Source organism: Ruegeria marisflavi (assembly GCF_025673445.1).
Lineage (GTDB): Bacteria > Pseudomonadota > Alphaproteobacteria > Rhodobacterales > Rhodobacteraceae > Ruegeria_B > Ruegeria_B marisflavi.
Genome location: NZ_JAOVQN010000018.1, coordinates 13658 through 37515, shown reverse-complemented (window position 1 = coordinate 37515; position 23858 = coordinate 13658). Strand labels below are relative to the sequence as shown.

Genomic DNA, 23858 nt, shown 5'->3' with positions numbered 1-23858 from the left:
ATGGTGGCGCGGGAAACCATCGCTGCCGTGGGCGCCGGGCGCATGGGCCGGGGCATGGCCGTCGCCTTCGCCTTTTCCGGCCACCCGGTCCGCCTGATCGACGCCAAGCCGCGACCCATGGATGAATTCGACCGGCTCAAGGCCGAGATAAGGGCCGAGCTGGGCAGTACCTTTGCGCTGATGGTCGATGTAGGCCTGATGCAGGCGGGCGAAGCTGACGCCATGCTGGCGCGTGTCGAGGTTGTGGGCCACGACGATCTGGCGGCGGCGCTTGCCGGGGTGCCCTTCGTCTTCGAAGGCGTGCCCGAGATGCTGGAGGCCAAGCGCGAGGTTTTCGATCTCCTGTCGCGCCATGCGGACGAGGATGCGGTCATCGCCTCGACCACCTCGACCATCCTGTCAAACGACCTTCAGGGATTTGTCACCCCGCCCGAACGCTTCCTGAACGCCCACTGGCTCAACCCCGCCTATCTGGTGCCGCTGGTCGAGGTTTCGCCCGGTGATGCCACCGATCCGGCGATAACCGCCCGCCTGATCGACCTGCTGGAAGGGATCGGCAAGGTTCCGGTCACTTGCGCCGCCAGCCCCGGCTATATCGTGCCGCGCATCCAGGCTCTGGCCATGAACGAGGCCGCCCGTCTGGTTGAAGAAGGCGTTGCCAGCAGCGCCGATATCGACAAGGCCACAAAATACGGCTTCGGCTTCCGCTTCGCTGTCTTGGGCCTGTTGGAATTTATCGACTGGGGCGGCGGCGACATCCTCTACCACGCCAGCCACTACATGACCCGCGCTACCGGGCAGGACAGGTTCGCCGCCCCCGACATCATCGAGACCAACATGGCCGAGGGTCGGCGCGGCCTGCGCGACGGGCGCGGTTTCCTCGACTATGACGGGCTCGATGTCGCCGCCTATCAGAGGGAGCGTATCGGCGCTTTCGCCGCCATGCTGCGGCACCTCGACAAGATGCCGGTCAAGGGCTACTAAATCGGAGTTTGCACCCCGCCTCTTGCTTCTTTCTGTTCAAAAATACTTAAAAAGCACCGGCGCCTTCCGCGCCGCCATCCCCGGTTTAACTTTGCCCGATGAACCTGCGCACACTGTCCAGTAGCAGATTGTTATGCGCGGGCAGCGATAGCGAGAATCGGAAGAAGGCCTCCAGCCCCGCCTCGCGGGTGCGGTTGACTACGATCCCGGCATCCGTGAACAAATGCTCGACCAGCGCCTCGGTCCGGGCCGCATCGACGTCCCGGAAACGGGCCATCAGGAAGTTGGTGCGGCTGGGTACGACGACCAGACCCAGTTGCCCCAGCGCGCCACTCAGGCGCCCGCGTTCCGACACGATCTGATCGACCCGCGCCTGAATGGCGGCAGGGTCTGCAAGACCCGCCACCGCCCCGGCCTGCGCCATCGCGTTGACAGTGCCCATGCCGCGCGCGGCATAGAGGACGGGCACCATCCAGGCGGGCGCGTGGCACCAGCCAACGCGTGCCCCGGCGAGGCCATAGGCTTTGGAAAAGGTCCGGGTAACAACGATGTTTTCGTGGTTTGCCGCCAAGCTGTGCACAGCGGCGCAATAGTCGGGTGCGGCGAACTCGCCATAGGCGAGGTCAAGCACCAGCACGACCTGCGCAGGCAGGTCGCGGGTAAGTCGGGAAAGCGCCTCCATCTCCAGCATGGTGCCGGTCGGGTTGTTCGGATTGGCCAGGAACAAGAGCCGCGTGCGCTCGCTCACCGCCGCCAGCAGGGCGTCGACATCGCTGGTGTAGTCGCGCTCGCGCGCCTTCACCAATGTCGCACCCACCCGGTTGGCGGTCAGGGCGAACTGGACATAGCCGAACTCCGAGATCAGGATCTCGTCGCCGGGCCGGGCAAAACAGCGGGCGATGACGTCGAGCAGTTCCTCTGATCCGTTGCCGCAGACTATTTGTTCAAGGTCCAGCCCGTGCGCCGTGCCCAAGGCATCGCGTAGCGCGTCACAATGTGGGCTGCCATAGGATTGGGCGCGGGCGGCGGCCGTCTCCATCGCGGCGCGGATCGCGGGCAGGGGGGGATAGGGCAGCTCGTTGTAGCCCATGTTGATGACCGGCAACCCCTTGGGCTGCGGCCTGCTGATGCGGCCACGAACGGGGATCGGGGCAAGATAGGGCGTTGGGCGCATGATATCCTCGGCGTTGTTCCAAGACATGAGATGGTGATTTACGGGCAGGTTCAAGACGGAGGCTCAATACACGATCCCGCGATCCACCCCAGCACAACCGCGCTCAGCAACCCGTTGCCGGAGAGATATCCGCTGTCGCCGCTGCCCGAGACGCCACAGGCCGCGCCGCCGCCTGCGTATAGGCCCGGCACCGGCGTGCCATCGGGGCGAAGCACACGCGCGCGGGTATCGGTGCACAATCCGCCCTGGGTGTGAAACAGCGCCCCCGTTACCCGCACGCCGCAAAAGGGCGGGGCAAGCGGCGGGGTCGCGAATGTCCGCCCGAAGGCATCTGTCCCGTTCTGCGGCAGGTCCCGCAGCGTATGCGCCAGGGTCTCGGGCGGCAGGCCAAGCAATCGGGCCAGTGCTGCTGGCGTCTCCGCCTGCCGAATCGCGCCTGTCGCTTCGGCGCGGCGAAAATCCTCGAACTGCCGCGCGATACCCGCGATACGCGCGTCGAAGATCGCAAATGCCTCGCCCCCCGGCTGTGCCATCACCGCGCGGGCGGCCTCGGAGTACCCCTGGCTTTCATCCCAGAACCGCAGGCCATCGCGGTTCACCTGCACGCCGCCCGAGGTGATCACCGCCCAGGTGATCAGGATGCCATGCGGGTGGGCGACATTGCCGTGCCCCTGATAGGCCCCAAGGTGGCGCAGATCGGCCCCCAATTCTTCACCCCACAGCACCGCCTCGCCCCGATTTGCGTCATGCCCGAACCAGAGCGCCTCGCGGATCTCGGGCATGTGCTCGGTGACCAGTTGCCGGTTGCCGCCGAAGCCGTTGCAGGCCAGGATTAGCCGGTCGCAGGCGATGCTTTCTCTGGTACCGTCTGGGCCAACGACCGTAACACCGCATACCCGGCCGTCTTCCATATGCAGGATTTGCGCCCGCCGGGAACAGACGATGTCGATCCCCTGCGCCTCGCAGGCCTGGCGCAGTGCGTCGATCAGCTCTTCGCCCGAGCGGCTGGGCAGGCCGTGCATCCGGCGTCGGCTGTGTCCGGGATAGTCGAAGTCGGTGACAACCGAGAAGGGCAGGCCGTGGCGCTCGGCCAGCCAGTCGATGACCGGTCCGGCCCCTGCGGCCAGGGTATCGACCAGATCAGGGTCGTTCTGCCCCTTGGCCTTGGCCTGGATATCCTGCGCGAAGAGTGGGGCGCTGTCCTCGATCCCTGCCGCGCGCTGCATGGTGGTGCCGGGCGCTGGGATCAGCCCGGCCGAGAGCGCGGTCGAGCCGCGCGGCACTGCATCCGCCTCGACCACCAGCACCTCTTGCCCCGCTTCGCGCGCCGCAAGTGCCGCCACCAACCCACAGGCCCCGGCGCCGATGATCAGAGTCTGGCAGGCGACATCGAAGGCGATGGGCGGCGGCGCGATATGCGGGTCACTGTCCGGGGTCATAGCGTTTGCCGCGCTCCAGCATCTCACCAGTTCCGATTACCTCGTTCAGACCGGCAAAATCATACATCCTGTCCCGGAACGGCGCGGTGGTGCCATACGCGCGCAGGCTGGTGTAATAGTCGTGCGCCGTATGGGCGAGCGCCCGCACGATGCCGCCGGGAAAGATCACGAGGCGGAAGCCCAGCGCCTGCAACGCCTCGGCCGAGCGGATCGGCGTTGCGCCCCCCTCGACCATATTGGCGAGCAGCGGGACACGCGCCGCGAACCTGTCCGCGATTGCCGAGAGCTCTGCCTCGGTCTGCGGCGCCTCGACGAACAGAACATCGGCTCCGGCGGCCAGATAGGTCTCGGCGCGCTCCAGCGCCGCGTCGAAGCCTTCGACCGCGATGGCATCGGTGCGGGCGATGATCAGTGTGGCGTCCGAGCGGCGGGCGTCGGCCATAGCGGCGATCTTGCCTGCCATCTCGGCAGCCGGGATCAGCGCCTTGTCTTTCAGGTGGCCGCAGCGCTTGGGATAGGTCTGGTCCTCGACCTGCAACGCTGCCGCGCCTGCACGTTCATAAAGCCGCATGGTGCGCTGGGCGTTCAGCGCGTTGCCGAAGCCGGTATCGGCGTCGATGATCACCGGCAGGCGGGTGCGGTCGGCGATCAGGGTCATGGTCTCGGCCATTTCGGTGACCGAGGTCAGGCCGATATCGGGCCTGCCAAGGCGGGTATAGGCCACCGCCGCGCCGCTCAGGTAAAGCGCCTCGAACCCCGCCTGTTCGGCGATCAGCGCGGTAAGCCCATCATAGATGCCGGGCGCCAGAACGATGCCATCTCTGGCCAGTCTTGCCTTGAGTGTCATGACGCGCCCTCCATCCAGCCAAGCGCCTCGGCACAGGTCATCTGATGCGTGACCGTTCCCAGCGACAGCAGGGTGGCGTCATGCACCTCGTCCCGAAAGGCGGCGCAGCCGTCGGTCAGCATCACGGTGTCGATGTCGCGCAGATGCGCGTCGCGCAGGGTCGAGGCGACGCCGCCATTGGTGACGATGCCGCCGACGATCAGCTGGCGGATGCCCATCGCGCGCAGGATGTATTCCAGTCGGGTTTGGTAAAAGGCGGAATAGGCCACTTTCTCGACGGTGAAATCGGCAGGGAGTAGCGTATCGACCAGTTGATGCCCGAAACTGCCGGGCGCGAAATCGCCGCGCGTCAGAAAGGGGCGTAGCGCCTTGAGATGTGGCGAGATCAGGGGGTGGCCACCCGGTCCGGGCACCAGCGTGAACTGGGCCGAAATGTAAAGCCCGCCCCTTGACCTCAGCGCCCGCGCCAGCGGTGCGATGCGGGCGGGAAGCGCGGCGATGGCGGCGGCTCCCTGTCCGGCCCGGCCATAGGCGCCCTCGGGATGCAGGAAGTCGTTTTGCAGGTCGATGGTCAGCAGCGCGGTCTGCGCCAGGGCCCAGCCTTGTGGATCGCTCATGCGCCTGCCTCCGGTCCGGTTTCGATGATGACATTGCCCAGCGGGTCGACCCGGCCCACAAGGCCCGGTTCGATCAGCACCGTGGTATCGGGCTGTTCCAGGATCGCGGGCCCGGTGATCACGGATCCGACCGGCAGCGACAGCCGGTCATAGATCGCGGTTTCATGCCAATCGGTGCCGAAATGCACCTTTCGAGAGGATTTCGGCCGGGCCGGGTCGGTCACCGTGGGCGCAAGCGTGGCCAGGTCGAACTTGGTCCGCTTGCCGGTCACCGCGCTTCGCAGGTTCAGGATGCGCCGCACCCCGCCAGGCAAAAGCCGCCCGAACGTGTCGCGATAAACGGTGTCAAAGGCGGCGGCGATCTGGGCTTGCGTAGGCGGCTGTACCTTGCCCTCGGTCACGCTCACCGGGATCGGCACGGATACCGTGTGTGTCTGGCCGATATAGGCCATGTCGAGCCCGAATGTCGCCTCGCGCGCCACGAACCGGGTGCCGGCGGCCTCTAGCATCGCCATGCCGCGGTCATGGTGATTCTGCATCACCGTGCCCAGCATATCGGTATCCAGCCCGTCGAGCATCGCGTTGAGGGTCTGCACGAAATCCTGCCGCATGTCCGCGATCACGCAACCCAGTGCCGAGGTCACGCCCGGATAGCGCGGCACGATGGCGCGGGCGATCCCCACCTCGGCCAGCATGGCGCCTGCATGCAGCGCGCCGCCGCCGCCAAAGGGCATGAAGGCGAATTTCTTGGGGTCGAAACCGCGCTCGATACTGACCAGCCGCAGGGCGCCTGCCATGCGCGAGTTGGCCACCCGCAGGATCGCCTCGGCGGCGGCCAGAGTATCGAGTCTCAGCGGCTGGCCGACATGGGCGTCGATGGCCCGCGCCGCCGCCTCGACATCCAACCGCGCAAGCTTGCCGCCGATGGGATTCTCGGGGTCGATACGGCCCAGCACCACGTTGGCGTCGGTCACGGTGGGGCGGTCGTTACCCAGCCCATAGGCCACCGGCCCTGGATCGGAGCCTGCGCTTTCCGGGCCGATGTTCAACAGGCCCCCCTTGTCCACCCAGGCGATGGAGCCGCCGCCCGCGCCGATGGTGGTGATCTCGATCATCGGGGTCCGCACCACCATGCCAAAGTCGATCGAGGTCTGCGGCGCCAGCATCGAGCGCCCTTCGGCGATCAGCGAGACATCGAAGCTGGTGCCACCCATGTCACCGGTGATCACATTGTCGAACCCGGCCGAGCGGGCGATATAGCCCGCCGCGATCACCCCCGCAGCAGGGCCCGAAAGCGCCGTGCGGATCGGAAAACGGCAGGCGGTGTCAACATCCATCACGCCGCCATTGGACTGCACGATCATGAATTCGCCACCAAATCCGCCCTTGTCCAGCGCCGCCCCGAGCCGCCCCAGGTAACCCGAGACCTCGGGTTGCAGATAGGCGTTCAGCGCGGTGGTCGAGAACCGCTCGTATTCGCGGATCTCGGGCAGGATTTCCGAGGATGCCGAGACATGTTCGTTGGGCCAGATCTCGCGCAGGGCGGCCACGGCGGCGGCCTCGTTGGCGGGGTTGGCATAGGCATTGGCAAACAGGATCGCGACGGCGACACAGCCCTGATCCTGCAATTGCCGGGCGGCAGTGCGCACCGCCTCCAGGTCGACGGGTGTGCGGATGGTGCCATCGGCCAGCGTCCGTTCGGGCACTTCCAAACGGTCGCGCCGGTCGACAACCGGTTCGAAATCGCCGCGTAGGCCCCAGGTGCGGGGCCGGTCGCGGCGGCGCATCTCCAGCACGTCGCGCAGGCCTTGGGTGCAGATCACACCTGTCCGCGCGCCCTTGCGCTCCAAGAGCGCATTGGTGCCCGCCGTGGTGCCATGCACCACCACGCCGACACTGCCGATATCGGTGACCGCCTCGGTGATCCCTTGCAGGAAGCCCGTGGACTGGTCGGGACGCGAGGTCGGCACCTTGCCGACGCGGGCCGTGCCGTCGCTTTCATCCAGAACAAAGATATCCGTGAAGGTGCCGCCAACATCGACACCGATCATCTTGCCGCTCATCGCACGCCCTCGCGCCAGTTTGGTCCATAAAGGCGGTCGGCCTCGGCCGCGCTCAGATAATCGCGCGCCACGTCCAGCGCCACAGCAGCGGCGTCGCGTTCGGATGGCGGCCCATAGCCGCCGCCGCCGGGAGTTTCCAGCCGCACCGCCTCGCCCTGTTTCAGGCGGATGCCACGCATCTTGGATACCAGCGGCGGGTGCGGCCACGCGGCGCCCTGTTGATATGAGAACACGTTCAGCGCGCCCTCCTGCCCACCTGCCACGCCCTTGGGCGCAAAACGCCCGCGCTCGCCGAACAGGAAACCCTCGGCGCCGTTCTCCTCCAGCACCTCGATCTCATAGACCGCGCCCAAGCCGCCGCGATGCCGCCCCGCACCGGCGCTGTCGCGCCTCAGCGCCCATTGCCGGAACATCACCGGATAGGCGGCCTCGAGGATCTCGAGCGGCGGGATGGTCGCGGTCGAAATCGGTGCATTGCCATGGTTCAGCCCGTCGCTTTCGGGCGATCCGCCATGGCCGCCGCCGTAAAAGCTGAACATCACCCAGGGCTTGCCATTGCTGCGCCGCCCGGCGATGGAGAGCGCGTTGATGGTGCCATAGGCATTGGCCACCACCCGGTCCGGCACCGCTTGGGCAAAGGCACAGAACACAACGTCGATCATCCGCAGGATGGTTTCGGTATAGCCGCCGGTGGGCGCGGGAAACTCCGCCGACAGGATCGAGCCCTCGGGCACTGTGACCTCGATAGGCCGCATCACACCCGCATTGGCGGGCAGCAGCGGGAAGATGTGCTTGATGGCCACATAGACGGTGGCGATGGTGGTTGGCAGCGCGATATTGACCGGGCCTGCACATTTCGGGGCCGAGCCGGAGAAATCCAGATGCATCCGGTCGCCCCGGATCTCCAGCGCCACGCGGATCGGCAGCGGGGTGTCGGTAATGCCATCGTTGTCGAGGAAATCATCGGCCTCCCAGCGCCCATCGGGAATGGCCGCAAGCTCCGTGCGCATAAGCCGCTCGGCCCGGATGCCCAGCGCGTCGAGCGCCGCATCGACCGTGTCCGCGCCATATTCGTCCAGCAACTCGTCCATCCGCCGCACGCCCAGATCCAGCGCGCCCAACTGGCCGTTCAGATCACCCTGTGCCGATTGCGGCAGGCGGGTGTTGCGCAGCAGGATGTCGATGATGTCCTGGTTGACCACACCCGCGCGGGCCATCCGCACGGGCGGCAGCACAAACGCCTCCTGGAACACCTCGGTGGCAGCGGGGTTGTAGTTGCCCGGCACAGCGCCGCCCACATCGTGCCAATGCCCGACCGAGGCCAGCCAGCAGAACAGTTTCCCCTCCCGGAAATAGGGGCGCACCAGGCGCATGTCGCTCAGATGCGTGCCGCCGATATGAGCGTCGTTGAAGATGAAGATATCGCCATCGGCCAAATTGCCGTCCGCGGCGACTTTCTCGATCACCGCCTTTACGGCAAAGGACATGACACCGACAAAGATCGGCAGGCCCGATTTGCCCTGCACCAGCGTGTCGCCGGTTTCGGCATGGTATAGCCCGTGGCTGGCATCATGCGCCTCGGCGATGATCGGGTTGAAGGCGGCGCGAAACAGGGTCGCGTCCATCTCGTCGGCGATCTGTTCCATGCGCCCGGCCAGAACCGACAGGGTGATCGGGTCGATATCGCTCATGTCCGCCCCCGCACTTCGCCCATGTCGTTCCACACGTCCTGCCGGGTGATCCGGCCCGCCACCAGTTCGAACCGGTCAATGAAGCGGATGCCCGAAAAGGCCGTGCCATCCAGCCATTCGCCTGACAGCGTGCCACGGCAGTAAACGACCGAGATGTCGCCCGCGCCGGGCATTGCATCGAACCCGTCATAGGTCTTGGTAACGAAGCGGTATCGGGGACGCGCCCAGTCGATCAGTTCGGACAGTTCGGTCATCGGGCCGGTGCCGGGGAAATACATGGTGAACCCGTCACCTTGCATAGCGCGGGCGGCGTCCAGATCGCGCGCCTCCATCGCGTCCAGATAGGCACGCACCACTGCGGCCGGGTCGGGCAGGGCGGGGGCAGGGGTCTTTGTGTTGCGCCCTCGGTAATAGGCATCGGGTGCCATTTCGCGGATCATGACCACGACACCTTCGGGTGCAGCAGGCACGACGAACCGCACCGCATCCGTCAGCGCATGGCCCAGGCGGCGCTTGTCCTCTTCGCCGTACCCTTCGATCAGGTGCAGTTCGACCACCGGCATCGCATCCCTCCCCCGGATGAAAGCTGTATCATTGATAATACATTTAACCGGGATATAGTCAGAGACAATTCTTTCCTTTCGAACGGGTCGAAAATGACTGTGGTGCGGATGCAGACGGGGGGCGGCGCGCGGATGCCTGCGGGCGCGAAATCGCGCCGCGTCTACCTGTCCTTGCTGGAACAGATTTCCGCCGGACGGCTGGAGCCGCGCCAGAAACTGCCGGGCGAAGAACAGCTGGCCGAGGATTACGGTGTGTCCCGCGTCACCGTGCGCCGGGCGCTGGATGCGCTGACGGAAAACGGGTTCCTGTCGCGGCGCGCGGGCAGCGGCACCCGGGTGCGGCCCCGGCCATCCGCGCCACAGCCGGTGACGATGGATTTCTCGACCCTGCTGCCGCAACTGGTGGAAATCGGGCGCAGCACCGAGGTACGGCTGTTGTCGAGCCGCATGGATCAGGCACCCGAGCATGTGGTGCGGGCGCTGGACCTGGCACCGGGCGAAGCGGTGCAGATCGCCCAGCGGACCCGCAGCATTAGTGGAACGGCCTATTCGCATCTGACCACCTACGTACCGTCGCGCATCGCGGCGGGTATCTCTGACGACGATCTGTCACGCGAGCCGCTGCATGTGCTGCTGGAGCGCAACGGAGTGCAGATCGCCGATGCGCGGCAGTCGGTTTCGGCCACCCTTGCGGGCCCCGAGGTGGCTTCGGCTTTGGGCCTGCCCGAAGGCGCGGCCTTGCTATCGCTGGACCGGGTCGTGCGCGACACCGAGGGGCGGGGGGTCGAGTTTCTGACCGGGCTTTACCGGCCCGACATGTTCCGTCTCGACATGAGCCTGGCGCGGGTCGATCATGGCGAGGGCCGCCATTGGGAACCGGCCATCACCCCGCTGAAGGATACGCCCCGATGAGCGCGCCGCTGACCTTGCTGGACAGGCTCTGGTCGATGCACGAAGTGCTGCGCCGCGAGGATGGCAGCGCGCTCCTTTGGGTCGACCGGCACCTGGTGCACGAGGGATCGCACCACGCCTTTGCGCGGCTGGCCGAGCGGGGCCTGCCGGTGGCCGAACCCGGCCTGACATTTGCGGTGGTGGATCACTATGCGCCCACGCGCCGTGCGGGGTCGATCGCCGATCCGGCGATCGCCCGGATGATCGACACCCTGCGCGGCAATGCCGCCCGGCATGGGCTGCGCCTGTTTGACCTTGATGACCCCGATCAGGGGATCGTGCATGTGGTCGGGCCGGAGCAGGGGCTGACGCTGCCCGGCCTGCTGATCACTTGCGGCGACAGCCACACCTCGACGCACGGAGCTTTTGGCGCGCTGGCCTTCGGCATCGGCGCGACCGAGGTGGCGCATGTGCTGGCAACCCAGACCATCTGGCAGCGCAAGCCGCGTGCAATGCGGATCACCGTTGACGGCGCGTTGCCTGCGGGTGTGTCGGCCAAGGATATCGCGCTCAACTGGATCGCGCGGCTTGGCGCCGACGGGGCACAGGGCCACGCTGTGGAATATGCGGGCAGTGCCATTCGCGGCCTGTCGATGGAGGGGCGGATGACCCTGTGCAACCTGACCATCGAAGGCGGCGGGCGCATGGGCATGGTGGCCCCGGACGAGGTGAGCTTTGCCTATCTGCGCGACAGGCCGCATGCACCGCGGGGCGATGACTGGACCCGGGCACTCGACAACTGGCAGGCCCTGGCCAGCGATGCTGATGCCCGGTTCGACCGCGACGTCGTCCTGTCAGCCGAGGAAATCGCGCCCATCGTGACCTGGGGCACCAGCCCCGAACAGGCCCTGCCCATCGACGCGTCCGTTCCCATCCCCGAAACACTGCCACCCGCCAAGGCACAGGCCGCCCGCGCCGCGCTAGACTATATGGGGCTGGTGCCGGGCCGCCCGTTGGCGGGCACACCGGTCGATCAGGTGTTCATCGGCTCCTGTACCAATGGCCGGATCGAGGATCTGCGCGCCGCCGCCGCGGTTCTGGCCGGGCGGAAAGCGCGCGTGACGGGGCTGGTCTCACCCGGCTCGGCCCGGGTCAAGGCGCAGGCCGAGCAAGAAGGGTTGGACCGCGTGTTCACCGAGGCGGGGCTGGATTGGGTCGCCTCGGGCTGTTCCATGTGCGTCGGCATGAATGGCGATCTGGTCGCGGCGGGCAAGCGATGTGCCTCCTCCACCAACCGCAACTTCCGCGGCCGCCAGGGCAAGGGCGCGCGCACGCATCTGATGTCACCGGCCATGGTGGCGGCGGCGGCGGTCACCGGTACGCTGTGCGACGTTCGACCCATGTTGCAGGGGAGGGCGCTCTGATGGCGGGGTGGGCTGAACAGCGGGGCAAGGCAGTGCTGCTGCCAATGGCCAATATCGACACCGATCAGCTGATCCCGGCGCGGTTCATGTCGACACCGCGCGCCGAGGGTTATGGCCGGTTCCTGCTGCACGACGTGAGGCGCGCATCTGAAGGCGCGCTCGACGCGGAGTTCCCGCTCAATGCCCATCCGGATGCCTGCATTCTGGTTGCGGGTCGCAACTTCGGCAGCGGCTCGTCGCGCGAGGCGGCGGTCTACGCCCTTGTCGATGCCGGGATACGCGTCGTCGTGGCGCCCAGTTTCGGCGATATCTTTGCCGGAAACGCGGTCAATAACGGCCTGCTTCCGGCCCAGGTGACCGAGACGGATGCAGAGCTCTTGACCAAGGCGCTCTCTTCGGGCCCGGCGCAAGGCAGCGCTGATCTGGCATCCCGATTGATGAGTATCGCGGGCGTGTCAGTGCCGTTCCAGTTGGATGAGGTCTGGCGGACCAAGCTGCTGAATGGCTGGGACGATATCGACCTCACCCGTCAGCACGCCGCCGACATCGCGGCCTACCGCGCACGCCTGCTCTCGGAACCCGGCCGGTTTCCGTTTGGCGGGGCATCCAGTTGCTCTCAGCCATGATCGATGTGTTGACCCGCTCGCCACATTCAGGAGCGCCGCCTGGGTCCTCCTTCGGTCACGAACCCGGTCTCGGGAGACCAGCCCGGATGTGCGGTGTATCGACGCCATCCGCGTGGACGCCGGCCCGCGAACCTTGCTGAAACACGCTATGCGGTCCTAGATTGAGCCCGGGCCCGGACCTGTCGCAGGACAAGGGAATGGCTCGGGAATAATCGAAAGGTGCGGTCTTGACCGGGAACACGTATACCATTCGAAACCTCAAGAAGATCTACGGTCACGGGGAAGCCGCCGTACATGCCCTGCGGGGTGTCGATCTCGACATTCCGGCGGGGGAATTCGTGGTCCTGCTGGGCGCGTCGGGCAGCGGAAAGTCGACACTTCTCAACATCATCGGGGGACTGGACCGAGCCAGCGAAGGCACCGCGCTGTTCCGCGACCGCGAATTGACCACCATGTCGGACAGCGAGCTGACGCGATACAGGCGCGATCACGTGGGCTTTGTCTTTCAGTTCTACAACCTTATGCCCAGCCTGACCGCGCGCGAGAATGTCGAGCTGGTGACCGAGATCTCGCAAAAACCGATGGACCCGGACAAGGCGCTGGCGCTGGTGGGCCTGTCCGAGCGGGCCGATCATTTCCCCGCCCAGCTTTCGGGCGGCGAGCAGCAGCGGGTGGCGATTGCCCGGGCGGTTGCGAAGCAGCCCGATGTCCTGTTCTGCGACGAGCCGACCGGCGCGCTTGACAGCACGACCGGACGGGCGGTTCTCAAGGTGCTGCGCGATGTCAACGAAACACTTGGCGCGACGGTTCTTGTCGTGACCCATGCCGCATCGCAGGCGGCGATGGCCGACCGGGTGATCCGTTTCAGCGACGGGCAGGTGATCGAGGTCAAGGAGAACGAGACCAAGCTGAATCCCGAGGAGATCGAATGGTAAGGGGCACATGTCACCGCTGACGCGCAAACTGGGCCGGGACCTGTGGCGGATTCGTGGACAAGCGATTGCAATCTCCATGGTGATCGCTGTAGGCGTGCTGCTTCAGGTTATGCAGAGCGGTCTGGTGGTCAGCCTCGAGGAGACGCGGCGCGCCTATTATGACAGGTACCGCCTGGCCGAGGTCTATGCGCCGGTGACCCGCGCGCCCGAGCGCCTGTTTCGGGATCTTCAGAAAATACCGGGTGTGGCCGCCGCCGAAACGCGGGTCGCGGGCGCGGCGCTGATCGACCTTCCGGGGTTGGAGGTTCCGGTGCGGGGGCTGGCCCTGTCCTTGCGACATGAGCCTCGGCTGAACGCGGTTCTGCTGACCGAAGGCCAAAGACCGGCCGGAGGCAGAACGGATCAGGTTCTGCTGTTGGACAGTTTCGCAAAGGCGCACGGGCTGGGCCAGGGCGACCGGATCAGCGCCACGATGAACGGCGCCCGGCACGAATTCTCGATCGCCGGTCTCGCGATGTCGCCCGAGTTTCTGTACAGCACCGCCCCGGGCGAGATGGTGCCGGACGATGCGCGCTTTGCCGTCCTCTGGATGGCCCCGAGCGCGATTGCCTCGATGTTCGACATGGATGGCGCCTTCAACGAGGCGTTGATGTCGCTGGAGCGCGGCGTGGATGTGACCGGGGTGATCGCCGAGGCGGACCGGTTGCTCGACAGCTATGGTGGCGCCGGCGCATATGCGCTGGCGGATCTGCCGTCGAACACGTTCATAACCCAGGAAATCCAGGGGTTGCGTCAGGTTTCGGCAGTGGTACCGCCGGTATTCATGGCGGTTGCGGCGTTCCTGCTCTACATCGTCATTTCGCGTCTGGTCGAGTCCGAGCGGCGCGAGATCGGGTTGATGAAGGCGTTCGGCTATACCGATTGGGAAGTCGGCGGGCACTACCTCAAGCTCGTCCTGGTGATCAGCCTCGGCGGCGCCGCCCTGGGTAGTATGCTGGGCATTCTGGCCGGGCGGGCTCTGATAGATGCCTACCTGATCTACTACAAGTTTCCCTTTCTCGTCTTTCGTCTGGACCCGTCCAGTTTCGCCATTGGGTTCGGCGCCAGCGTGACGGCCGCATCCGCCGGTGGCCTGCTGGTCCTGCGCCGGGTGTTCGCGCTGACACCGGCAGTAGCGATGCGCGCGGCGGCACCCGCCGACTTTCACCGCGCACGGCCGTTTCACGGGGCGCTGGCGCGCTGGCTGGACCAACCCACGCGCATGGTCCTGCGCCGCCTGGCACGCGAGCCGCTTCGCATGGTGGGGGCTGTGGCCGGGGTGGGCGCCGCGACCGCGCTGGCCGCTGCGATGGCATCGCTGCTGGCCAGTTTCGACGACATGGTCGCAGTGTCGTTCAGCGACATAGACCGCAGCGATCTGATGGTGTCGTTCGCCCATCCGGTCGCCGGTCAGGTGCGCTTCGACCTGGAGGCGCTGCCCGGTGTGATCGAGGTGGAACCGGTCCGCGTGGTCGATACAGTGTTCCGCAATGGACGCTACAGCCATCGCGGCGCGGTAAGCGGGCTGGTCTCTGCGCCGCGCCTCTACCGCGCCGTCGATGCCGAGACCAATTCGATTGCCATCCCGGACCACGGGCTGATCCTGTCGACCGGACTTGCCCGCAAACTCGGGGTTGTCCCCGGACAGCGCGTGACGCTCGATGTGCGCGAAGGCCGCCGCCCGAAGGTCGAGGTGCAGGTAGCCGCCGTCGCCGAATCCCTGATCGGATCTCCGGCGTTCATGCAGTTCGAGGCCCTAAATCAGGTGTTGTCCGAACCGGGGCGGATATCGGCGGCCTATCTGCGCGTCGACGCAAACAGCGCCGGAGAGGTCTATCGCCGCCTCAAGGACATGCCACAGGTCGCCGGTGTCGCAATCAAGGAGGAAAGCCGGTCGGCCATGCGCAAGATGATGGACCAGGGCGCGGGCGCGATGCGCTATGTGATGGCGGTGATCGCGGGCGTCATCACGTTTGGCGTTATCTACAATGCCGCTCGTGTGGCGCAGGCTGAACGCGAACGGGATCTGGCAGGGCTGAGGGTTCTGGGCTTCACCCGGGCCGAAGTCGCCTTTGTCCTGCTTGGGGAACTGGCCGTTGTGACCCTGCTGGCCATTCCGGTCGGGGCGTTGGGCGGTTATGGCCTCAGCTTTGCGATTTCCGCGGGATTCAGTACCGATCTATACCAGATACCGCCCAGTTTCGGCCTTGCAAGCTTTGGCCAGGCGGCGACGGTTGTCGTCGCGGCGGCCTTGATATCGGGCTGGGTGGTGAAACGTGATATCGACCGAACCGATCTGGTTCTGGCGTTGAAGAACAGAGAGTGATGACCGTGCCCCGGCAAAACAGCAGAAGATCCCGTTCCGTCCTGACCGCAGGTGCCATCGTTCTGGTGGGCGGTTTCCTGGCTCTGGCGTTCTGGCCCCGGCCGGTTCTGGTCGACATGGCCGAGGCGGCGCGCGGGCCGATAATGGTCACCATCGACGAGGAGGGACGGACCAGGGTCAAGGAACCCTATGTGGTCTCATCGCCCGTCGCCGGAGAGTTGCAACGGGTGACCGTGCTGCCCGGCGAACGGGTCGTGGCCGGTGAAACCATCGTCGCCCAGATGCGCCCGGCCAAACCCTCGGTTCTGGATGTGCGCACGCGTGAGCAAGCCCATGCGGCCGTGACCGCAGCCGAGGCCGCGCTCAGGCTGGCGCATGCCGACCTGAACGCGGCGCAGGCAAAGTTCGATTTTGCCGAAAGCGATCTGGAACGGGCAAAAACATTGGTCGAGAGGGGGGTTGCCAGCGCGGTGACGATGGAACGCGCCGAACAGGCCGCCCGGGTCGCCCGCGCCAACCTGGACACGGTGCAGGCCGCCATTGCCATGCGCGAGGCGGAACTGGCCAACGCCCGCGCGCAGCTGATCGGCTTTGACGATGTTGGGCTGGCCACCGCGCTGGCCGACAGCGTTCCGGCGGATATTGGCATTCCGCTGCGGGCGCCGATCGACGGCACCATCCTGAAGGTATTCAAGAAGAGCGAAACCACCCTGCCTGCAGGCGAGCCGATCCTCGAGATCGGCGACATTCAGGGCGATCTTGAGGTGATGGCCGAATTGCTGTCCTCGGACGCGGTACGGGTCACGGTGGGCGATCCGGTGATCATCACCAGCTGGGGCGGTGACACCGATCTGAACGGCACCGTCCGCCGGATCGATCCCTATGGGTACACGAAATTCTCGGCCCTCGGTGTCGAGGAACAGCGCGTGGAGGTGACGGTCGACATCGGAACTCCGGCGACCGAGCGGCTTTCGCTGGGGCATGGCTACCGGGTCGAAGTGCGCATCGTTGTCTGGAACAGCGAAGATGCGCTGGTGGCGCCTTCGGCCGCGCTGTTCCGGCATGGCGGGGAATGGGTCGTCTTTGCCGTGCGCGATGGCCGGGCGGTTCTGACCAAGGTGGAGGTGGGGCAGAACAACGGGCGCGATGCCGAGATCCTGTCGGGCATTGGCGAAGGCGATCGCCTGATCCTGTTCCCGTCTGCGGAGCTCAAGGACAACGACCGGGTGGCGCAGCGCCAGTTCGATTGAAAAAGCCGCCCGGATCGTGTCCGGGCGGCTTTCGTGTCTCTTAGCCCGCGGCGACCGGGGTCCGCCGCCATTTGGCGGGACCGGTGATATGGATCGAGTTACCTTGGGTGTCGACGGCAACGGTCACCGGCATGTCCTCGACCTTCAGCTCATAGATGGCTTCCATCCCGAGATCCTGGAAAGCGACCGGCTTGGCCGCCTTGATCGCCTTGGACACCAGATAGGCCGCGCCGCCAACGGCGATCAGATAGGCTGCCTTGTGCCTGGCAATCGCCTCCAGCGCCACCGGGCCGCGTTCCGCCTTGCCGATCATCACCTTCAGGCCGGTGTCGGCCAGAATACGGTCGGTGAACTTGTCCATCCGGGTCGAGGTGGTGGGGCCTGCCGGGCCAATGGCCTCGTCGCCCACGGCGTCCACCGGACCCACATAATAGATCGCCTTGCCCTTCAGATCGACCGGCAGCGGCTCGCTCCGGTCCAGCATCTCGATCATCCTCTTATGCGCCGCGTCGCGCCCGGTATAAAGCGTGCCTGACACCAGCAGCGTCTGGCCAGGTTCCAGCGTGGCCAGAACCTCGTCCGTCAGATCGTCGAGGTTCAGCTTGGTCGCCTGCTCCCCTGCCTTCTCCAGCAGGATCTCGGGGTAGAGATCCATCGGCGGCGGGGTGAATTCGGCCGGGCCCGACCCGTCGAGCGTGAAATGCACATGCCTTGTGGCCGCGCAATTGGGGATCAGGCCCACGGGCAGCGAGGCCGCGTGGGTCGGAAAGCTCTTGATCTTGACGTCGAGCACGGTGGTCACGCCGCCCAAGCCCTGTGCGCCGATCCCCAGCGCGTTGACGCGGTCATAGATTTCCAACCGCAATTCCTCGGTCTTGTCCGAGGGGCCACGGCGAAGCAGGTCCGCCATATCCAGCGGCTCGTTCAGTGCTTGTTTGGCCAGTGCCATCGCCTTGTCGGCATTGCCGCCCACGCCGATACCCAGCACGCCGGGCGGGCACCATCCGGCGCCCAGCGTCTCGACGGTCTGTACCACCCAATCGGCCACATTGCCCGAGGGGTTCAGCGTGGTGAATTTCGACTTGTTCTCGGACCCGCCCCCCTTGGCCGCGACCTCGACGTCGATCTTGTCGCCCGCCACCATCTCGACGGTCAGCATGCAGGGCGTGTTGTCGCCCGAATTCTTGCGGGTGCCGAAGGGGTCGACCACCACCGAGGCGCGCAGCGGGTTGGTGTCGCGCTGGTACCCCTGCCGGGTGCCTTCGTCGCAGATCTCTTGCAGCGAGCGGGTGAAATCGGTCTTGGCCTGTACGCCGATCTTGACATGGATATTGGCCGCGCCGGTGTCCTGACAGATCGGGCGACGGCCCATGGCGCACATGCGCGAATTCACGAGGATCTGTGCCATCGCGGCCTTGGCGCCGGGGTTTTCCTCACGCTCCCAGGCGCTGGTCATGGCGCTGATGAAATCCGTCGGATGATAGTACGAGATGTATTGCAGCGCCTCGGCGATGCTTTCGATCAGGTCGCTTTCGCGGATAACGCCCATGACGATCCTCCTGGGTCTGCCGGGGTGTGCCAGCCTCGGCGCTGCCCGGATTGCCTGTTTCTCCTGTCGCGCGGGTGCAGAATGGTGCGGAACAGGGGGTTCCCGCGGGGTTTAGCGCGATTCCGGTATGCACTGCCATACCGTTTCACGCGGTGCGGCTTCGCGCCCTAGGCCGGGCTTGCCAGAGGCACGGATGTTTCGCAGTCTGCCTGGACAGGACGACATCTGGAGGTTGGAGAGTTGCAAAGAAAATCGGTCAGGGTAGGGGTTCTGGATATCACCTATCTGGAGACCGGCCCGGCAGACGGCTGGCCCTGTATCCTGAGCCATGGCTTTCCCTATGACGTGGAAACCTATGCCGAGACCGCCGCGCTGCTGGTGGATGCCGGAGCACGGGTGATCCTGCCCTACCTGCGCGGCTATGGTCCGACGCGGTTCCTGTCGCCGGACACGCCCCGTTCGGGCGAACAGGCGGCGCTGGCCGCCGATCTGCTGGCGCTGATGGATGCGCTGGGGATCGGGCGCGCGGTTCTGGGCGGGTATGACTGGGGCGGCCGGGCGTCCTGCATCCTGTCCGCCCTCTGGCCGGAGCGGGTGGTGGCTCTGGTCACCGGCAATTCCTACAACATCCAGAACATACCCCGGTCGGGCGAACCAGAAGCGCCTGAGGTCGAGGCAACCTATTGGTACCAGTACTACTTTCATTCCGAGCGAGGCCGTCGCGGATTGCAGCGGGACCGGCGCGCCATCGCGCGCACGCTCTGGCGGATGTGGTCGCCGAAATGGGCGTTCAGTGACGCGGTCTTCGACCGCAGCGCGCCCGCCTTCGACAACCCCGATTTTGTCGAGGTTGTGATCCATTCCTACCGCCACCGGTTCGGGCTGGTGCCCGGAGATCCCGCCTATGCCCATATCGAAACGCAACTGGTGGCCCAGCCGCCGATTGGTGTGCCGACCGTGGCCATTGACGGGGACAATGATGGGGTGAATGCCGGAACCGCTGACCATCTCAGCCGGTTCACCGGCCCGTTCGACTACCGCGTTTTTCGCGACGCGGGCCACAACCTGCCGCAGGAAAGGCCAGTTGAATGGGCGCAGGCTGTGCTGGATGCCCGCGCAATGGCGCAGGCTTAGCGCGTCAACAGGGAGGAGAGCGCATGAATCTTGCAAGACTGGCCGCTGAGCGCGCTGAAGCGGGAAACCCCGTGACCGCCGCCCTGATCGGCGCGGGGAAATTCGGCTCGATGTTCCTTGGCCAGGTGCCGACAATCGCGGGTCTCCGGGTGAGCGCGATTGCCGATCAGGACCTGGACCACGCTCGCGCGGCCTGCCGCGCCGTGGGCTGGAGCGAGGAGCGCATCGCCGATACCGCTTTTGTCGAGGATGGTCGCGCCCTTGCGGTACGGGACGATGTCGAAGTGATCATCGAGGCCACCGGTGATCCGCGCGCGGGAATCGCTCATGCACAGGCCGCCATTGCCGGGGGCAAGCATGTCGTGATGGTCAATGTCGAGGCGGATGTTCTGGCCGGCCCGGCGCTGGCGCGCGCCGCGCGCGCGGCCGGAACGGTCTATTCCATGGCCTATGGTGACCAGCCGGCGCTGGTCGCGGAAATGATCGATTGGGCGCGGGCGACAGGGTTTCGTGTCGCGGCGGCGGGCAAGGGCACAAAATACCTGCCCACCTATCATACCGTGACCCCGGATGAGGTCTGGGACCACTATGGCCTGACCGCCGAGGAGGCGGCGCGGGCGGGCATGAACCCCAAGATGTTCAACTCTTTCCTGGATGGCACCAAAAGCGCCATCGAGATGGTCGCCATCGCCAATGCCTGCGGGTTGGATGTGCCGGATCAGGGACTGTTCTTTCCACCCTGCGGGGTCGACGACCTGGCGCATGTGCTGCGCCCACGCGAGTTGGGCGGGCAACTGGATCGCGTCGGCATGGTCGAGACGATCTCCTCGCTCGAACGGGACGGGCGGCCGGTCTATCGCGATCTGCGCTGGGGCGTCTATGTGGTGCTTGAGGCGCCAAACGACTATGCTGCTGCCTGTTTCCGGCAGTACGGGTTGCCCACGGACAGCACGGGGCGTTTTGCGGCGATGTACAAGCCCTTTCACCTGATCGGGCTGGAACTGTCGGTCTCGGTCCTCTCGGCGGCGCTGCGGGGCGAACCTACCGGCATGGCGCGCGAGATGCGGGGAACGGTTGCCAGCGTCGCCAAGCGGGGGCTGAAAGCGGGCGAGATGCTGGATGGCGAAGGCGGCTATACCGTCTGGGGCAAGGCGCAGCCGATCGCACGGGCGGCGGATGCCTTGCCGATCGGGCTGGCCCATGGGCTGCGGTTGCGCCGCGATGTTGCGGCGGGTGAGGTCCTGAGGCTGGCGGATGTTGACCTTGCCGACGATCCCGTGCTCGACCTCTACCTGAGTTGCCAGAGCGGCTAGCAGACGTCAGCGCGGGGCGACGCGATAGGTAAACTCCGCTCCTTCGGCGTCGCGCATGGCGTCCTCCAGCATCGTGGTGACCCGGTGGTGATCCGGCGATTTGCGGCAGATCGGATCGGTGGCCGCCGCATCTCCGGCGATGGCCAGCGCCTGGCACCGGCATCCGCCGAAATCGACGGTCACGCGTTCGCAACTGCGGCAGGTCTCGGGCAGGAAGTCCGTGCCGCGATAGGCGTTGAACGCATCGCTGTCATACCAGATGTCGCGCAGGTTCCGCTCGGTGATGCGCTCGAACCGGAGGTGCGGAATGGTCTCGGCGGCGTGGCAGGGAAGGACCTTGCCGTCCGGCGCGATGTTCAGCCCCGCTGATCCCCAGCCGCCCATACAGGACTTGGGGAAGTCCGAATAGTAATCCGGCGGCACGAAATCAAACGCCAGCGTGCCGCGCAAGCGCGCCTCGGCCTCGGCCACCTTGCGCTTGGTCGCCTCTGTTTGTTCGCGGGTGGGCAGCAGGGCGGCACGGTTCCGGGTCGCCCAGCCGTGAAACTGGACACAGGCCACTTCAAGCCGCCGCGCCCCCAGTTCGACCGCCATCTCGATGGTGCGGTCGAGATCGTCCAGATTGTGCCCGTGCATCACCGCGTTGAGCGTCAAGGGGATGCCCCGCGCCTTGATCTCCTGCGCAACGGCCATCTTGCGCGCAAATCCGCCCTTGTAGCCGCCGATCCGGTCGGCCAGATCGGCCCGCGTCCCTTGCAGTGACAGCTGGATATGATCCAGCCCCGCCGCCTCCAGCGCGTCGAGCCGGTTGGGTGTCAGCCCGATCCCGCTGGTGATCAGGTTGGTATAAAGCCCCGCCTCATGCGCCGCGCGGGTCAACTCAGGCAGATCGGGGCGCGAGGCCGGCTCGCCGCCTGACAGGTGCAGTTGCAGCACGCCCAATTCCGCCGCCTGGCGGAACGCGTCGGCCCAGACCTCGGTGGCCAGTTCCGCCTGGCGGCTAACCATCTTGACCGGGTTCGAGCAATAGGGGCATGACAGCGGGCAACGATGGGTCAGCTCGGCCAGCATCGCGATGGGGGGCGGTGCTGTCATGGCCGCACCATCAGGAACACGCGGGCGCGCAGCCCTTGCAGAAAGGTCTGCACATCGCCCTCGATCTGCGCGCGGGGCGCGCTGTATGTCGCGGCCAGGTCATCGACGATCTCGGCAAAACTTGCCTGGCCGTTTACCCGGCTCAGGATCGCCTCGCCGATGGGGTCGAGCGCCACCGCCTTTTCCGGGGCCAGCAGCACCTGACCGCCGCGCACGTGATCGGGCCGCATCCGGACGCCGCGCGGCAGGTACGGTCGGTCACCTGGAGCAAGCGCCAGTGTCATGCCATGCCCTCGCCGGGGCGCCAGGCCCCAGGTGGCACATGACCGTCGACATAAGCGCCCCAGAGTGCGTCGAGCTGCGCCCAGAGCACATCGGTCTTGAACACCAGCGCCGCGCAGGCCATGTCCTCTTTCTCGGGCGTGTCGGCATGGTCCAGCACCCATTTCAGCCCATAGGCCACGTCTTTCGGTGCTTCGGTCAGGCGCTTGCGGAAATAGCTGAGGCTGCTGTCATTGGCGAAGTCATAGTGTTTCAACAGACCCTCGATCCGGTTCTCGTGGATCTTCGGAGCAAAGAGCTCGGTCAGCGAGGAGGCGACCGCCTGAAGCAGGGGTTGTTCGCGCACATAGTGAACATAGGCCTCGACCGCGAAACGGGTGGCGGGCAGGATGCCCGCGCCAGAGGCCACGTAATCAGGGTCGAGCCCCACAGCCTCGGCCAGTTTCAACCAGCGCCTGAGGCCGCCGCCCTCGGTGACACCGCCATCGTGATCCTCGATCCGCGAGCGCCATTCGCGGCGGATATTGGGGTCGGTGCAGCGCGACATGAAGGCAGCGTCCTTCATCGGGATTGCCGCCTGATAGGCCCAGCGGTTGATCACCCAGGCGCGCACCTGATCCGGTGTGCATTGACCGCCATGCAACCGGTGATGAAACGGATGCCTGTCGTGGTAGCGTTCGGCGCCGATGGCGCGCAGGCGGGTTTCAAGGCTTTCGCGGCTCATGTCATAATCTCCATTCCGTCCTGTGCAACCTGCCAGCCGTGACGTTCCACATGGGCCCGTTCGCCGCTGCCGGGGCGCCAGACCGGGTTGGTGTTGTTGATATGCACAAAGGTCTTGCGCGCGGGGATAGTCGCCAGCCGGGCGATCGACCCTTCGGGGCCAGAGATCGAGATATGGCCCATCCGGCGCCCGGTCTTTACCCCAGTGCCGCTGCGGATCATCTCGTCGTCGTCCCAGAGCGTGCCGTCGAACAGAAGGTGATCGGCATCCGCCAGCCGGCTCAGCAGGTCGTCGGGCACATAGGCGCAGCCGGGGATGTAGTAGGCAACGGATCGCCCGTCGGACAGGCGCAGCCCGACCGTCTGTTCGCCGATCAGGCCGGTGTCGACGCTCTCGCCCTCCAGGAACAGCGGAACCTTGCCCGGGACCGCGAACAGCGTCGCCTCAAGCCCCTTGTGAAGGGCAAACGGCATGTCGAGGGACACGGTCTGGCGCGTAACCTTGTCATGCGAGACCGCGTCAAAGATGCGGTTCCCGTCCAGAACCGCGTGGATCTCGCCGGTGGCGAACAGGCTAAACGGGGTCTGTTCGCGCAAAGACAGAAGGCCCGCGATATGGTCGATGTCGCCGTTAGTGACAAGTACCGAAGCCACCGACGACCCCCTGAGACCCCGTGGATGCAGGGCAGGGGTGTCCAGCATCTGCTGCCGGATGTCGGGCGAGGCGTTCAGGATCGACCAGTGTTCGCCATCGGCGGATACCGCCAAAGACGATTGGCCGGACGGCCTGAGCCGTCCGGCGCGCGCATCGTTGCAATTGGCACAACCGCAATTCCATTGCGGCAGGCCACCTCCGGCCGCGGCACCCAGTACGATGATGTGCATCTGCCCGG

At 66.0% G+C, this 23858-nt stretch carries 21 protein-coding genes; 9 read left to right on the top strand and 12 right to left on the bottom strand.

Annotated features, from left to right (window positions below):
• Positions 1–984, top strand: a complete 984-nt coding sequence (locus tag OEZ49_RS16590; RefSeq protein WP_263389362.1) for a 3-hydroxybutyryl-CoA dehydrogenase — start codon at positions 1–3, stop codon at positions 982–984.
• An 85-nt stretch (positions 985–1069) separates the two neighbouring features.
• On the opposite strand, the gene OEZ49_RS16585 is transcribed toward OEZ49_RS16590, so the two are convergent.
• Genes OEZ49_RS16585 through OEZ49_RS16555 form a run of 7 tightly spaced genes read right to left on the bottom strand, consistent with a single transcriptional unit; the run spans position 1070 to position 9378 of the window.
• Positions 1070–2185 (bottom strand): pyridoxal phosphate-dependent aminotransferase, encoded by a 1116-nt coding sequence (locus OEZ49_RS16585; RefSeq protein ID WP_263389361.1) that lies wholly within the window; start codon positions 2183–2185, stop codon positions 1070–1072.
• A 23-nt stretch (positions 2186–2208) separates the two neighbouring features.
• Positions 2209–3597 (bottom strand): FAD-dependent oxidoreductase, encoded by a 1389-nt coding sequence (locus tag OEZ49_RS16580; protein WP_263389360.1) that lies wholly within the window; start codon positions 3595–3597, stop codon positions 2209–2211.
• A complete protein-coding gene (locus tag OEZ49_RS16575; protein WP_263389359.1) occupies positions 3581–4444 on the bottom strand; it encodes an isocitrate lyase/PEP mutase family protein in 864 nt (287 codons plus the stop codon). Before OEZ49_RS16575 ends, OEZ49_RS16580 begins: the two co-directional genes overlap by 17 nt.
• Entirely contained in the window at positions 4441–5061 is a 621-nt protein-coding gene (locus OEZ49_RS16570) for a cysteine hydrolase family protein (RefSeq protein ID WP_263389358.1), read from the bottom strand. Before OEZ49_RS16570 ends, OEZ49_RS16575 begins: the two co-directional genes overlap by 4 nt.
• A complete protein-coding gene (locus tag OEZ49_RS16565; protein ID WP_263389357.1) occupies positions 5058–7124 on the bottom strand; it encodes a hydantoinase/oxoprolinase family protein in 2067 nt (688 codons plus the stop codon). The genes OEZ49_RS16570 and OEZ49_RS16565 overlap by 4 nt, the downstream gene beginning before the upstream one ends.
• A complete protein-coding gene (locus tag OEZ49_RS16560) occupies positions 7121–8815 on the bottom strand; it encodes a hydantoinase B/oxoprolinase family protein (RefSeq protein WP_263389356.1) in 1695 nt (564 codons plus the stop codon). The genes OEZ49_RS16565 and OEZ49_RS16560 overlap by 4 nt, the downstream gene beginning before the upstream one ends.
• Positions 8812–9378, bottom strand: coding sequence for a 4-oxalocrotonate tautomerase family protein (locus tag OEZ49_RS16555; protein WP_263389355.1), 567 nt, complete (start codon positions 9376–9378; stop codon positions 8812–8814). The genes OEZ49_RS16560 and OEZ49_RS16555 overlap by 4 nt, the downstream gene beginning before the upstream one ends.
• Before the next feature lie 93 nt (positions 9379–9471).
• On the opposite strand from OEZ49_RS16555, the gene OEZ49_RS16550 reads away from it, so the two are divergent.
• The 6 genes from OEZ49_RS16550 to OEZ49_RS16525 all read left to right on the top strand — a co-directional run bounded on the left by OEZ49_RS16550 (position 9472) and on the right by OEZ49_RS16525 (position 16869).
• On the top strand, positions 9472–10290 hold the full coding sequence (locus OEZ49_RS16550; RefSeq protein ID WP_263389354.1) for a GntR family transcriptional regulator: 819 nt from the start codon (positions 9472–9474) through the stop codon (positions 10288–10290).
• On the top strand, positions 10287–11693 hold the full coding sequence (gene leuC, locus OEZ49_RS16545) for a 3-isopropylmalate dehydratase large subunit (RefSeq protein WP_263389353.1): 1407 nt from the start codon (positions 10287–10289) through the stop codon (positions 11691–11693). Before OEZ49_RS16550 ends, leuC begins: the two co-directional genes overlap by 4 nt.
• The gene (leuD, locus tag OEZ49_RS16540; RefSeq protein ID WP_263389352.1) at positions 11693–12319 is read left to right on the top strand and encodes a 3-isopropylmalate dehydratase small subunit; all 627 of its coding nucleotides are present in this window, start codon (positions 11693–11695) and stop codon (positions 12317–12319) included. The genes leuC and leuD overlap by 1 nt, the downstream gene beginning before the upstream one ends.
• A 227-nt stretch (positions 12320–12546) precedes the next feature.
• Positions 12547–13254: an ABC transporter ATP-binding protein gene (locus tag OEZ49_RS16535; RefSeq protein ID WP_317853181.1), complete on the top strand. Its 708-nt coding sequence runs from the start codon at positions 12547–12549 to the stop codon at positions 13252–13254.
• 7 nt (positions 13255–13261) lie between these two features.
• Positions 13262–15619 (top strand): ABC transporter permease, encoded by a 2358-nt coding sequence (locus OEZ49_RS16530; protein ID WP_263389351.1) that lies wholly within the window; start codon positions 13262–13264, stop codon positions 15617–15619.
• A complete protein-coding gene (locus tag OEZ49_RS16525; RefSeq protein ID WP_263389350.1) occupies positions 15619–16869 on the top strand; it encodes an efflux RND transporter periplasmic adaptor subunit in 1251 nt (416 codons plus the stop codon). The genes OEZ49_RS16530 and OEZ49_RS16525 overlap by 1 nt, the downstream gene beginning before the upstream one ends.
• 40 nt (positions 16870–16909) lie before the next feature.
• Here OEZ49_RS16525 and OEZ49_RS16520 read toward each other — a convergent pair whose 3' ends face one another.
• Positions 16910–18418: a fumarate hydratase gene (locus tag OEZ49_RS16520; RefSeq protein WP_263389349.1), complete on the bottom strand. Its 1509-nt coding sequence runs from the start codon at positions 18416–18418 to the stop codon at positions 16910–16912.
• Between the two features lie 240 nt (positions 18419–18658).
• Here OEZ49_RS16520 and OEZ49_RS16515 point away from each other — a divergent pair, with 240 nt between their 5' ends.
• Both OEZ49_RS16515 and OEZ49_RS16510 read left to right on the top strand, forming a co-directional pair.
• Positions 18659–19552, top strand: coding sequence for an alpha/beta fold hydrolase (locus OEZ49_RS16515; RefSeq protein ID WP_263389348.1), 894 nt, complete (start codon positions 18659–18661; stop codon positions 19550–19552).
• 23 nt (positions 19553–19575) lie between these two features.
• Positions 19576–20865: an NAD(P)H-dependent oxidoreductase gene (locus OEZ49_RS16510; protein ID WP_263389347.1), complete on the top strand. Its 1290-nt coding sequence runs from the start codon at positions 19576–19578 to the stop codon at positions 20863–20865.
• Between the two features lie 6 nt (positions 20866–20871).
• On the opposite strand, the gene pqqE is transcribed toward OEZ49_RS16510, so the two are convergent.
• From pqqE to pqqB, 4 genes are read right to left on the bottom strand one after another with little or no spacing between them, the layout of a single operon-like run.
• Positions 20872–21960: a pyrroloquinoline quinone biosynthesis protein PqqE gene (pqqE, locus tag OEZ49_RS16505; RefSeq protein ID WP_263389346.1), complete on the bottom strand. Its 1089-nt coding sequence runs from the start codon at positions 21958–21960 to the stop codon at positions 20872–20874.
• The gene (pqqD, locus tag OEZ49_RS16500; protein WP_164131754.1) at positions 21957–22244 is read right to left on the bottom strand and encodes a pyrroloquinoline quinone biosynthesis peptide chaperone PqqD; all 288 of its coding nucleotides are present in this window, start codon (positions 22242–22244) and stop codon (positions 21957–21959) included. The genes pqqE and pqqD overlap by 4 nt, the downstream gene beginning before the upstream one ends.
• Positions 22241–22966 (bottom strand): pyrroloquinoline-quinone synthase PqqC, encoded by a 726-nt coding sequence (gene pqqC / locus OEZ49_RS16495; RefSeq protein WP_263389345.1) that lies wholly within the window; start codon positions 22964–22966, stop codon positions 22241–22243. The genes pqqD and pqqC overlap by 4 nt, the downstream gene beginning before the upstream one ends.
• Positions 22963–23850, bottom strand: coding sequence for a pyrroloquinoline quinone biosynthesis protein PqqB (pqqB, locus tag OEZ49_RS16490; protein ID WP_263389344.1), 888 nt, complete (start codon positions 23848–23850; stop codon positions 22963–22965). The genes pqqC and pqqB overlap by 4 nt, the downstream gene beginning before the upstream one ends.
• Positions 23851–23858 lie beyond the last annotated feature (8 nt).

Excerpts from the sequence above, each read along its gene's own strand:
- OEZ49_RS16590 (WP_263389362.1), top strand. The coding sequence starts at position 1 with ATGGTGGCGCGGGAAACCATCGCTGCCGTGGGCGCCGGGCGCATGGGC.
- OEZ49_RS16585 (WP_263389361.1), bottom strand. The coding sequence starts at position 2,185 with ATGTCTTGGAACAACGCCGAGGATATCATGCGCCCAACGCCCTATCTT.
- OEZ49_RS16580 (WP_263389360.1), bottom strand. The coding sequence starts at position 3,597 with ATGACCCCGGACAGTGACCCGCATATCGCGCCGCCGCCCATCGCCTTC.
- OEZ49_RS16575 (WP_263389359.1), bottom strand. The coding sequence starts at position 4,444 with ATGACACTCAAGGCAAGACTGGCCAGAGATGGCATCGTTCTGGCGCCC.
- OEZ49_RS16570 (WP_263389358.1), bottom strand. The coding sequence starts at position 5,061 with ATGAGCGATCCACAAGGCTGGGCCCTGGCGCAGACCGCGCTGCTGACC.
- OEZ49_RS16565 (WP_263389357.1), bottom strand. The coding sequence starts at position 7,124 with ATGAGCGGCAAGATGATCGGTGTCGATGTTGGCGGCACCTTCACGGAT.
- OEZ49_RS16560 (WP_263389356.1), bottom strand. The coding sequence starts at position 8,815 with ATGAGCGATATCGACCCGATCACCCTGTCGGTTCTGGCCGGGCGCATG.
- OEZ49_RS16555 (WP_263389355.1), bottom strand. The coding sequence starts at position 9,378 with ATGCCGGTGGTCGAACTGCACCTGATCGAAGGGTACGGCGAAGAGGAC.
- OEZ49_RS16550 (WP_263389354.1), top strand. The coding sequence starts at position 9,472 with ATGACTGTGGTGCGGATGCAGACGGGGGGCGGCGCGCGGATGCCTGCG.
- leuC (WP_263389353.1), top strand. The coding sequence starts at position 10,287 with ATGAGCGCGCCGCTGACCTTGCTGGACAGGCTCTGGTCGATGCACGAA.
- leuD (WP_263389352.1), top strand. The coding sequence starts at position 11,693 with ATGGCGGGGTGGGCTGAACAGCGGGGCAAGGCAGTGCTGCTGCCAATG.
- OEZ49_RS16530 (WP_263389351.1), top strand. The coding sequence starts at position 13,262 with ATGTCACCGCTGACGCGCAAACTGGGCCGGGACCTGTGGCGGATTCGT.
- OEZ49_RS16525 (WP_263389350.1), top strand. The coding sequence starts at position 15,619 with ATGACCGTGCCCCGGCAAAACAGCAGAAGATCCCGTTCCGTCCTGACC.
- OEZ49_RS16520 (WP_263389349.1), bottom strand. The coding sequence starts at position 18,418 with ATGGGCGTTATCCGCGAAAGCGACCTGATCGAAAGCATCGCCGAGGCG.
- OEZ49_RS16510 (WP_263389347.1), top strand. The coding sequence starts at position 19,576 with ATGAATCTTGCAAGACTGGCCGCTGAGCGCGCTGAAGCGGGAAACCCC.
- pqqE (WP_263389346.1), bottom strand. The coding sequence starts at position 21,960 with ATGACAGCACCGCCCCCCATCGCGATGCTGGCCGAGCTGACCCATCGT.
- pqqD (WP_164131754.1), bottom strand. The coding sequence starts at position 22,244 with ATGACACTGGCGCTTGCTCCAGGTGACCGACCGTACCTGCCGCGCGGC.
- pqqC (WP_263389345.1), bottom strand. The coding sequence starts at position 22,966 with ATGAGCCGCGAAAGCCTTGAAACCCGCCTGCGCGCCATCGGCGCCGAA.
- pqqB (WP_263389344.1), bottom strand. The coding sequence starts at position 23,850 with ATGCACATCATCGTACTGGGTGCCGCGGCCGGAGGTGGCCTGCCGCAA.